Annotated in this window: 8 protein-coding genes and 1 riboswitch; of the genes, 1 reads left to right on the plus strand and 7 read right to left on the minus strand. The window is 39.5% G+C overall.

Annotated elements, in window-relative coordinates; all coding sequences use genetic code 11:
- Nucleotides 1-6: 6 nt before the first annotated feature.
- From RFK25_RS05635 to RFK25_RS05650, 4 genes are all read right to left on the minus strand, one after another.
- Nucleotides 7-1,740, minus strand: a complete 1,734-nt coding sequence (locus RFK25_RS05635; protein ID WP_332412154.1) for a vWA domain-containing protein — start codon at nucleotides 1,738-1,740, stop codon at nucleotides 7-9.
- 98 nt (nucleotides 1,741-1,838) lie between these two features.
- Entirely contained in the window at nucleotides 1,839-2,408 is a 570-nt protein-coding gene (locus tag RFK25_RS05640; protein WP_277697343.1) for a ParB N-terminal domain-containing protein, read from the minus strand.
- Nucleotides 2,398-4,971, minus strand: a complete 2,574-nt coding sequence (locus RFK25_RS05645) for an ATP-binding protein (protein WP_332412156.1) — start codon at nucleotides 4,969-4,971, stop codon at nucleotides 2,398-2,400. The genes RFK25_RS05640 and RFK25_RS05645 overlap by 11 nt, the downstream gene beginning before the upstream one ends.
- A gap of 638 nt (nucleotides 4,972-5,609) precedes the next feature.
- Nucleotides 5,610-6,170: a hypothetical protein gene (locus RFK25_RS05650; protein ID WP_332412157.1), complete on the minus strand. Its 561-nt coding sequence runs from the start codon at nucleotides 6,168-6,170 to the stop codon at nucleotides 5,610-5,612.
- Between the two features lie 380 nt (nucleotides 6,171-6,550).
- On the opposite strand from RFK25_RS05650, the gene RFK25_RS05655 reads away from it, so the two are divergent.
- Complete coding sequence (locus tag RFK25_RS05655; protein ID WP_332412160.1) at nucleotides 6,551-7,750, plus strand: hypothetical protein; 1,200 nt, start codon at nucleotides 6,551-6,553, stop codon at nucleotides 7,748-7,750.
- A 20-nt stretch (nucleotides 7,751-7,770) separates the two neighbouring features.
- On the opposite strand, the gene RFK25_RS05660 is transcribed toward RFK25_RS05655, so the two are convergent.
- The 3 genes from RFK25_RS05660 to trxA all read right to left on the minus strand — a co-directional run bounded on the left by RFK25_RS05660 (nucleotide 7,771) and on the right by trxA (nucleotide 10,886).
- Nucleotides 7,771-9,105, minus strand: a complete 1,335-nt coding sequence (locus RFK25_RS05660) for an alanine/glycine:cation symporter family protein (RefSeq protein WP_332412162.1) — start codon at nucleotides 9,103-9,105, stop codon at nucleotides 7,771-7,773.
- 112 nt (nucleotides 9,106-9,217) lie between these two features.
- Nucleotides 9,218-9,322, minus strand: a riboswitch (glycine riboswitch).
- A gap of 106 nt (nucleotides 9,323-9,428) precedes the next feature.
- Nucleotides 9,429-10,367, minus strand: a complete 939-nt coding sequence (gene msrB, locus RFK25_RS05665; RefSeq protein ID WP_332412164.1) for a peptide-methionine (R)-S-oxide reductase MsrB — start codon at nucleotides 10,365-10,367, stop codon at nucleotides 9,429-9,431.
- Nucleotides 10,368-10,571: 204 nt separating this feature from the next.
- Entirely contained in the window at nucleotides 10,572-10,886 is a 315-nt protein-coding gene (gene trxA / locus RFK25_RS05670) for a thioredoxin (RefSeq protein ID WP_002941035.1), read from the minus strand.
- Between the last annotated feature and the right edge of the window lie 473 nt (nucleotides 10,887-11,359).

The following is an 11,359-nucleotide window of genomic DNA, read 5'->3' on the forward strand; positions in this document are numbered from 1 at the left end:
TTTTTATCAATAATCTGGATAGCGAATAGTTAGGGTGAGAGACCCGTTTTTGCTAAAGCCGATTTCGTCTCCCGGTTTTAAGGTATTATTGAAATTACCAATAATTTCCAAATCAGTCACTTTCCTATCAACCTCTACGTGAATTGTCCTAGCTTGATTTCTGGAAGCCACTAAAAAGATTTTAGATTCTGTTCCCCCAAGCACGGATTTCATCCTAGCCTGTTTCAGAAGATCTTTCAAAGCTACTTTATTTTTAGGCGGAAGACTGACATAAGCATCCTGAACCGTTGCTCCTGCATCTGTAAGAACAATCTCTAGACGGGCATTTAATTTCGGTCCACTGTTTGCACTACTAAATAATTTAAGGACTACAGCTAGGACGGACAAGCCCAATAGACCTAAAACAATGATGAGCCAGAGGGGCAAACCAGTAGCTTTTTCTTCTTTGGCTGGAGTAGCCGATGTCAGATTGATGTTAATGCTGTTACTATTCTTATTAAAGTTAACTCCCTTGACAGAGGCTTGAAGGATGTAATCTGCCTCCTCATCTAGAACAAAACTTGCGGTCAATTGATCTGTTTCAAGTGACATGGGTACTGTTTCTACTTTATCCTTGGTGACATTGGTTATGGTTAATTCTCCAGAAAAACCAGAATAATTTTCTGGGGTGAACTCAACCCCCTTTAAGCCAAGTTTGACACTAGCAACAGCCTCTTTACCTACCTTAATATCCTCAGGAACTTCTAATTTGACTTCTGCATCATGATTAAAAATCCAATCAACCTTAACTTGAATCTGTTTCGTTTTTGACTTAACCCTAATGGTCCAATCCCCCTCTTCTGGATGAAGAAGTTTTACGTTTGTATATCTTTCTTCAGAGTAAAGAAGAACTTGCTTCTCATCTGATAAATCAATTGTTTTACCAGCGGTATTGACCACCTCAATTGAAATCGGCTCCTCATGGTCGATCTGAATATTGGCCTCTAATACAGCTTTAGGAACCTTTTGAACAATGTCTGTGAACTGATCTGGTTTAACCGTAACAAACGATGAATTTGCCAAATCAATATTTCCAAGCACTGCTGCAACTTCTTTAATTATGCCATTCAGCTCATCTGCAGACTTGGGAAACCAAGACTTGGCTCCTGATTGTTGAGCAATAGTAATCAAATAATTTTTGAAGTGATCTGTTTCAGGATTAATCCCAATCGTATATACTGGATACCCCTTGCTCATAAATTCAGATAAAACTGCATTTGATTCTGCCTCTGTTCTATTAGTATTACGAAAATCATTGGCTCCATCTGTAATGAGGACAACTGCTTTTTTGGACTGACTGTCCTTATTGGCCTCCAACATTTGTGCTGCACCGGCAAGACCTGCCGCGGTATCTGTATTATGACCTTTTTGAGTAATCTTCTGTATAGAAAAATCTTTCAATTTCTGCTTGGCATCCTTGCCAGTTATAGTCATTAAATCTTGACGTTCAATAGGATTAAAACTATAAGTCAAAATCCCAAGCTTATCTCCCTCCGCTGGAAGTAAGTCAACAAATCGACGAACTGCCTCGCCAGCCAGTTTATTAGGGTCATTATCTTGCATAGAAGCTGAATCATCAACTACAAAGATGACTTCCATACCTCTTGCAACCTCAGAGCCGTTGGCAAATACAGGTAAGTAACCAACAACTAGGTTTATGGCTACAAGGAAAATTGTTAGTATTTTTGCTATTGTTTTCATAGGTCCTCCTTAGAGTTTAATAAAATTATGACTAATCACCTGTGGCAATTTATACATCCTATAGTGACTAGTTTCCAGCTGACAGTTGCTATATTTGACTATCCCATATAGTCTCCCCGTCCTTTCTTTGTATACTGTCCGACAACCTTGACATTAATGCTACTTAGCCCTGCCTTTTGCGCCGCCCTGACTCGATGCCTTCCATCCGCATCTAACACATATTTTCCATCCAGTTGACTGACAAGTGGTACTTGCTCAAAACCTAGTACAACACTATCTGCTAGTTTAGGATGCGCTTGTTTGATTGATTCCAAGCTCATCCCCTCTCCTTGAAGCTTATCTATTTGAGAATAGCTAGATACCAGTCTAAGATAATCAGACTCCGGTCGTTTTTCCCATCCAAAATTCTCTATATGCGACTCTGTAAATAGAATATCATTGGGATTGACAGAAGCCATATAGGCATTCTCTTTTAATGCTCTGCAATCGTAATTCGAAAGTTCCTCGTCAAGAAGTGTGTTCATTGAATTTCTTTCAATTTCAGCAGGAGTATAGAAAGTAGTATCTAAAGGAATATCAATCGTCGGATGATACTGCTCCCATATATCTAAAGCTTCAATATTGGTTGTTTCTGTCTGTTGCTCAAGACTTTCATTTTCATAGGACATGGCTTATCCTCCTTTTTTTAAGTATAGTTAGATACTCTCTCTGTAAACTAGGTGGGATATTTAAAGAAAGTATGAACGCCTCCATAAATACATTCTCCTCCGCTTCTGAAATAGATACCCTTTCCCTATACTTGGTTAATAGACTATTCAAAACATTCAGTAAGCCATGTTGATGTATCTGACTGATATAGTAACTTGTATCAATCCTATCCTTGTTAAAGTGCGAAAGGAATGGATTACTGAAATCTGAATTGCCTTTATCCTCAAGAAATGTACGATAGGAATCAAAGGTGTTTTTCAACACCTGCTCTCGACCAATTCTTGCTTCACTTTCAACACAAGGCATTTGTACAAGCTTGGGTCTAAAATCCCCTTCTGAATAAACAGCAGCAATCCCACGCTTTAAACTACTTAGATAAGAAAGTTGTTCCTCCGTCATATTCATCGACTTTCCTATAGCCAAGCGATCCTCTTCTGAAACTGTTCGATGGACTATTTTTAAATTTGTGTTTTTAAGAATATCCCCTGCTAGTTTTGTTGGAATTTGATCTATAATAAATATCCCTTGACCAAAACTACGAATTTCTGCTAATAGGTTTGTAAAAAATTCAATAGCTTTCCGCTTGCTTACTTCTTCGCCACTGACTTCTTTTAACAATCTATGAGCTTCTTCAATGACTAATAAGTGTTTAAAAGGATTTCTTCCCATTGTCGGAGATTTCGATTGATGATATTCATAAATTTGTGTCAGCAAAAGACCAATAACAAAAGATTTTGTTTCATCGTCTCCTAAATCCTCTAATTCTAGAATGGCGGGTTTTTCCATTAGTAAATGAATAGGTAGGCTTTTTTGAACATCCAACATGTAACCCTTACCACCAATCCGCAAAGAATTAATTCTAGCTCTCAGACTAGCTTTGATGTTGGCTTCGACCTCTCCTTTGTAACCGCTTACTTTCGTGATTTCATCAATCTTTAAAACTAAGTCTGTCAAGGTAGGATAGGCTGAGCTACCATACTTATTCTCATTAGTAACAATGTCCCAACCTGCATCTTGGTAAATTTCATATAAAGCTTGTTCCAATATAAACGGAGTCGGGGAGACCAAATCGAAACTAGCTTTAAATGTAGAAAACAATCTATCAATATGAGCTTGAATAGAAGCAGTTCCAATAACTTCAAATGGATTAATACGATAAGGAACACCTCTTTTGCTGGATTCTTCTCCTAGGGTAAATACCATCAAATCAGAAAAATTATTTTGTCCTCCCACAGCTGATAGATTGGATAAATCCCAATATTCTCGCTTGGCTGACTCAATGACCAGAAAAGGAATGGACTTCTGGCACCACAAAGATGACAGCAGTTGTTTACTAGTGTTCGTTTTACCCGAACCTGTCATGCCAATTAATAGAGCATGCCGATTAAAATCAGTCATCTCAATCTGATATGGCTTTGATACAGAGGATTGATTGGTGCAAATTTCACCAATTGTAAATGGAACTTCCAAATGATATCTACGATTCTCAACTTCAAATTCCACCTGCTCATCAACCGCAAATCCTGCTATTTCTTTCTCAGGATATTGGAAATATGTGGCTAATTGTTCGGAATTTAAAACTGTTTGAGTAACATAGCCTTGAAGAGCTAGGACTTTACGGTTAATGGCATACTGAGAAGTATAAATATCTATCAATCTAACACCAAGCGGTTCAATAGCTAGTCTATCTGGAGATTGCTGCATTGGAAATAACTGTAATGGTTCAATAACTTCTGCTCCTTTCGAGTACGAAGTTCGGAACATAGCTGATAAGAGTTTATAATCTGCAGTTCTTCTAGCAGTTAAAAAAATTTGAGTATGCCAGTTTCCTGTCGAAATCCCTTTTTCTATCTGCTCTAGTTTCTTCTCTAAATGACTTACATACCTACTAGCACTATAGTCCTTAGATTCCTTGTTTTCCGTTCCAATAGATCTCTCCATCGTTCTAGTTATTCCCACGGCCTCGCTAGCATCCGTCAATTCCTCAAGAAGAGATTCTTTTGCTAAATACATTAACTGGGGAGAGATGCTTTTAGCTATTACCATAATGGAAAAATCTTTTCCAAGCATAGACTGACAAATAGGATATACCAGACTTTTCTCCTCAATTTCTGTTATTGAAGGTGGGTGTCCAATAACCAAACCAGCCTTACGAGTAGGAATTTTTATAGATTCATAGCTCACTGATTCTGTTTCAAAAACGAGACTCTGTGAAGATAGGACCGATACAACATGCTCTAAGTCCTCAGAAGTTGCTCCGACATAAATACCAATCCCATTTTTATCCCCCTTTATCAGATAACATAAGGGGGAGGACATAGTTGAAAATCCAGATAAAATATTCTCAATACCAAGATTGATACTACCGTTTTCATCTACATCCCTTGAAATCTTATGTATTCGTACAAATGATAAGTTTCCCATGAACTCAATATCATCAAGAGTTAGCTGAATACCTGAATACTCTTTTTCATTCAAATGAAGACGAGACAAAAACTTATCCTTTTCATCAAAAAAACTCATAATCTACCTCTATATCAAATATACAGACCCTATTCCTGAAGGCTAGGCTCAAATCCAACCTCACTTATCAGAGTACATTTCAACATCTCAGTACAGTGGCTGATTAGCAGATTTATTCGTATCTTACTCTCCCCACTTATTTCGTTACTGTAATATCATCTAAAATGATAAATTTACCGTTTTCCTCTTTCAAAAAGTACTTTAGCTATTATAATAAGAACTAATAATACAAAGATAATTGGCCAATATTGTGTGAGTAGATTTATTATGACCACCAATAATATACATAATATAAATAATTGAACAATAAGTTTCCCCATCTCTTTCTCCTTAATAATTTCATTTATTGTCATACAAAGCGATAATAGTTATAGGACCCTATCCAAACTTTTTAGCTTTCTTTTTGTTCCCAAATTAAGACTTTATGGCAGTTCCTTTACTAGTGAGCAAATAATATATTCCAGAAGTACGTCCTCCACTGGGCTACCGAAACCAGAATAAACTAGTTTAGTCATACAAAAAGTAAGCTACTAGCCTTATCTACCAATCTTTTTAGTATCTATATAAAATCCTCTTCTGATTTATGCAGGTTACACAGGTTATGCAAGCTCTAAACCAATCAACAAAGAAGTTCTAGTTTATTTTATATCACTTGAAAACAATAATAGAACAAGAACCACAGCAACTGTTGCTACTGAAACAAGGATATTTCCAAACGTAATGTGCATCATTACACCCAAAAAAATAGATAAAATAATAAACACTGATATTAACAGTTTAGCTACACTCGTTGTTTGTGAATGATAGTAGTAGGTAACCCCAGTTGTCGTATCTGTCAAAGTATTCGTGATAAACTGATTTTTTCTATTAAAGTAGCCACTAGCCTCAATCTTATTACCTACAGAAATTTCTCCAAAATTGCTAGTTTTCCCATGTGCTATAAGTTGACAACTACTCTCCTTGTCAATGGAAATCTGAACAATTGTAACTGCTCTTGATAGTGAAAATCTCTCACCATGAATTGCAGCGTGAAGAATATGTTCTCCTATCCCTCCTTTAAAAACATCATGGGAAATATTTTTAACAACGCCACTCACATAGTTGGTAGAATAAATTCCCAATCTACCATTCTCTAACGTTGGTCTTAAAACAGAAGGAGTTGATAAAGTATTGGAAGGCACACTCGTAGGCACAGCCACCTTTTTCCTACATACATCACAATAATCTCCATCTTTTTCAACTTTTGTTAGTCTACAACGATTACAAAAACACATCTATATCACCTCCATCGACTCTATCTACAAACACCTTTATTTATAGATTAAGCACTAGAATCCAGAACAGATTATAAATAATATTTAGATTTTTAGATTTCTACATTTCTTATATGTTATATACCATTTTTCCCCGACTATTTCCTTTCTATCCACAACTGAAAAGTTGCCAAAATATTTAATAAATATATACAATAACTTTCCTTATTAAAAAAGAAAGTTTCCGAGCACATAATTAGCTGATTTCCTTTAATTTTTTTGATAAAATAGAAATATAATACGCTTTCAACGAGGAAGACTGAGCCATGATTTTTTTATCCTTTAGCGAAATTTTACAGGTTATCCTAGCAGTCAATAAGAGAAATAAGAAAACTATCGGCTGGGTTAAACAAGAAGCTATTGTTAACAGTATCTTTCAATTTCTAGAAGTCCCTGGCAAGGAAGATGAGGAATTTTATGTTAGCACTTCGGATTGCTCTAAGTATTTCAACGGAAGGAAAAATATCCCTCAGAAACTCAAGAACTATCTAGCACAACAAGATTTTTCTCAAATCGTAGAGAAATTTGCACATCGAATGATGCAATATACAGAAATATCGACTATTAGTGTTGCTAAAAAATTACATGAAGCTGCTAGTGAACAAACAAGAAACTCAAGCCATGAAAACCCATCGTTTTTAGAACAAGAAAAAAGACTAGCCTCTTACTACTCCCAAGAAAAATACCACCACTATATCGCAACGACCATCCTCTTTTCACTTATCCATGTTCCCAATATCCTTAACTGTCAACAAGAGGAACCCTCCCTCCTTGATAGCCTCCACTTCAATCAGGACTTAGAGGAATCTATCCAACAAGGACGCTATTACCAATCTTACGAACGGGACATCATTATCCATCCAGATATGAAGAAAAAAGAGTATAAAGTCCTAGTCAAACGGCAGTACATCTCCCACTATCCCAATCCTGTCCATCCTCATAAAGACCGATTTATCCTAAACACCTTCTACTCCACACCTGCCTTACGAAGCAATAATCACTTTATCAGTCTAAAAATTAACCAAATCGATTATTCCGATAGGGTGCAGGTTCTGGACGAAGACTTGGATATTGAAAAACATCGCTACCCTTACAAGCGTAGCCTCTTTGTAGAAAACCTTCCTGATTCTGAACTCTACCACATTGACTTGCAGACCAAGTACTTTGCCAGTTTTCCCATCCGTTTCGGCAGTTTTCGCCTGTATTCTCCGGCCAAACGTTTCAAGGTCACTGTCCGTATTCGGACCAATGAAAAACGCAAACTCTACCTGACCTTGAAAAACTTCGGTAGCTTCAACAAACAAATTTCTAACATCGACCGTATCGAACCCAATGCCACCATGGTCTACTTTGAAAATATCGACTGGACCTTCCCTTCTTCAGGCTATGCCTACATTGTCAAACCCTGGAACGAATTTTTGCAGGATTTCCTACCACAAAGCCAGCAAAAAAGTGCAGAGGAATAAAATCCTTTGCACTTATTTTTTTATTTCTCCTTGGCAAAATACTGGCGTGTTTCCTTGATAATAACAGGAGAGAGAGCCAACAAGGCAATCAAGTTTGGTAGAGCCATGAGCCCGTTCACAATATCTGCGATGGTCCAAATCAAGTCCAGTTTGAGGAAGCCACCAAGAGCAACCATGGTTACAAAGACCAGACGGTAAGGTAAGATGGCTTTGGTTCCAAATAGAAACTCTATACAACGCTCCCCATAGTAAGACCAACCAAGTATAGTCGTATAGGCAAAGAGAACTAGACTGATGGTCAAGGCCAAGACTCCTGGCTGTCCAAACACTGTCGAAAAGGCTGCCTGAGTAAGTGGTGCCCCTGCCAACCCTTCGATAGACCACTGACCTGTCACCAAAATGGTTAAACCTGTCAAGGTACAGATGATAAGTGTATCGATAAAGGTACCTGTCATGGAAATCAAGCCCTGTTCAACTGGATTATCAGACTTGGCAGCCGCAGCAGCAATAGGCGCCGAACCTAGACCAGATTCATTTGAGAACACCCCACGCGCAATCCCACGCTGAATGGCTTGTTGCACGGTCGCACCTGCAAAACCACCCACAGCTGCAGCTGGAGTAAAGGCAGATTTGAACACTAAGGCAAGGGTTGGCAAAAGTTGTTCCCAATGCAGAGCCAAGACAGTGACACTTGCTAAGATATACAAAATCGCCATGAAAGGAACAATTTTTGTCGAAATATCCGAAATCTTCTCAATTCCCCCAAAGATAAAGAAGGCGATGGAAATAGCTGTCACAATGCTGACCAACTGAGGAGCCAGTCCGAAACTTGAAGACATGGAAGATGCAATCGAATTAACCTGTGAAAATGTCCCCATCCCCAAGAGAGCCACTAGAACTCCCGAAATAGCAAAGAAAATTGCCAAAGGTTTCCACTTTTGTCCCATCCCTAAGGTGATATAGTGCATAGGCCCACCTGCCGCTTGACCGTTGGCATCCTTAGTTCTATATTTGATAGCTAAAAAACCTTCCGCATACTTGGTTGCCATTCCGAAGAAGGCCGCCACCCACATCCAGAAGAGGGCACCTGGTCCACCTGTCGTAATAGCTGTCGCAACTCCGACGATATTTCCTGTACCAACTGTCGCTGCCAAAGCTGTACAGAGGGCCGCAAAGCTGGACACATCTCCCTGACCAGACTGGTCACTGGAGAAAATCAGACGAAAAGCCGTCGGCAATTTGCCAATCTGAAATACTCCCAAACGAAGGGTGAAATAGACACCCGTTCCGACCAAGAGTAATAAGAGGGGCGGTCCCCAAACAAAATTATTGATGTTTTGCATCAATTCTAACATAGCTTCCTCCTAAGCATTTTTTTCAAATCCGATAAAGCTGCCGGAAAAAACAAAAAGAGGCTGAACACTTCAACCTCTAGAATCAACGTGAAAAATACAGAAAAAGCCTATTTTTCAACGCTCTGTCCTTTTACCTGAGAGTTTCAGTAGCTCTACTTTTCCAAGCAGAACTACCTTGCCCCTTCGGTGCCAAAATGGTCTCTCCAGAGTTCCGTCCATTGAACAGTCAGTTTCCCTTCTACCCAATATCAACCGGTTATTCAGTTTTATCTTGCTCTATTCTAGACTATTTTTCAGGAAAAATCAAGCAAGTTTTCAAAAAATTATTGCAGTAACTCCAAAAACAGGCCATATCCTGCTTCTTCCATTTCCTCTCTCGGTATGAAGCGAAGGGCTGCTGAGTTGATACAGTAACGTAATCCACCCTTGTCACGCGGTCCATCATCAAAGACATGACCTAAATGAGCATGTCCAGCCCGACTGCGAACTTCAATACGGTTCATGCCGTGGGAAAGATCTTGGAAATAAGTCGCAACTTCCTTGCTGATTGGTTTGGTAAAGGAGGGCCAGCCGCAGCCTGAATCGAATTTGTCCGTCGAGAGAAAAAGTGGCTCGCCAGTTGTAATATCGACGTAGATGCCAGCTTGGTCGCTATTCCAAAACTCATTTTCGAAGGGTCTTTCCGTCGCAGCTTCTTGAGTGACTTGATACTGGAGGTCGGTCAAGCTGTCTTTTAAGACTTGTTGGTCTGGCTTTTGGTAGTCTGCAACATCAATCAGTGGGATTTTTGCCTGCCCAAGATCGATATGACAGTACCCTTGGGGATTTTTCTTGAGATAATCCTGATGGTAGTCTTCGGCGGGGATGTAATGCGCGAGTGGCTCCACTTCAACGGCTAGGGGGCGTCCGCCAAAGAGCCGGGACTGCTCCGTCATGACCTGCTCGATGGTCGGCAAATCAGCCTCATCTGTGTAATAGATACCAGTCCGATACTGGCGACCCTTGTCAGGCCCCTGCTGATTGACAGAGAAGGGATCAATGACTCGGAAATAGTAGAGGAGAATTTCCCGCAAATTGATACGAGTCTCATCATAGGCTAGATAGAGCGTCTCTGCGTGGTCTGTTTGTTTGAGGAGTTGATAATTGGTCGTCTCCACCTGTCCATTCGCATAGCCAACGCTAGTGTCAAGAATACCATCGATCTGGGAAAAGTAGCCTTCCATCCCCCAGAAACAACCGCCTGCTAGGTAAATTTCTTTCATGTGAGTTTCCTTTCGATGCAGAAAAGGGAGTGGGACAAAAATCGGTAACCCGCAGGGTTCGATTTTGTCGTCCCACCCCCGCACAGTTGAGTAGGGCTGTAAAAGCTGATAAAATCAGCTAATTAGAGCCCACTCAACCACTGCGTCAAGTTTAACGATTGAAAAAAACTAAGGAGGCCAGGACTTTTGTCCCACTCCTTTTGATTAACCAATCTCTGCCAAGATTGCTTTGATTTGGTCTTTGGTGTGAACACCAGCAACTTGTTTCACAACTTGTCCATCTTTTTTGAACAAAAGGGTTGGGATTGACATAATACCGAATTGACGAGCTGTGTTTGGATTCTCATCAACATCCATTTTGTAGATGCGCAACTCATCTTCGTCCACTTCACCTGCTAATTGCTCTAAGATTGGTGCTTGCATGCGGCATGGACCACACCAAGGCGCCCAAAAGTCAACAAGGACTACGCCTTCTTGTGTTTCAACTTCAAAGTTTGCATCTGTAATAACTTGAACCATGATTTTCTCCATTTCTGATTTTGGTACTATCATTCTACACCAAATGAAGAGAGAATGCGAATTTTTGCTACGGGATGAGAGTGGAGATAGGCATGTCGAAAAAATAGTGACTTAAAACGGCCTATTGTCAAGCCAAGCTAGACCGCAGGGAGCAAGCGTGAAATAGAAAATGGTTCTTCCTGTCAAATCCAGTTGTAGCAACGGGACAAGGTGACGGAGTAGGTGCTACGGAGAGAGAAATGGGATAAACCTACCTATAAGAATTTCAGTTGTAAAAAATGGGTATAGCTAAACTAGTCCACAGGAGGACGAGGGGGAATCACGTACCAGATTCATTTACAAAAAAAAGAAAAAAGTTGAAAATGTTTCAACTTTTTTCTGTTCCCGTGTTGTAAAATGAAGTGCAACAAAAAAGACATGTTCGTCTGATATACTAGAATTCCCCAACTCAGTATAGAAAGCAGATGAACATG

The sequence above is a fragment of the Streptococcus sp. SS-4456 genome (assembly GCF_036680365.1).
Classification (GTDB): domain Bacteria; phylum Bacillota; class Bacilli; order Lactobacillales; family Streptococcaceae; genus Streptococcus.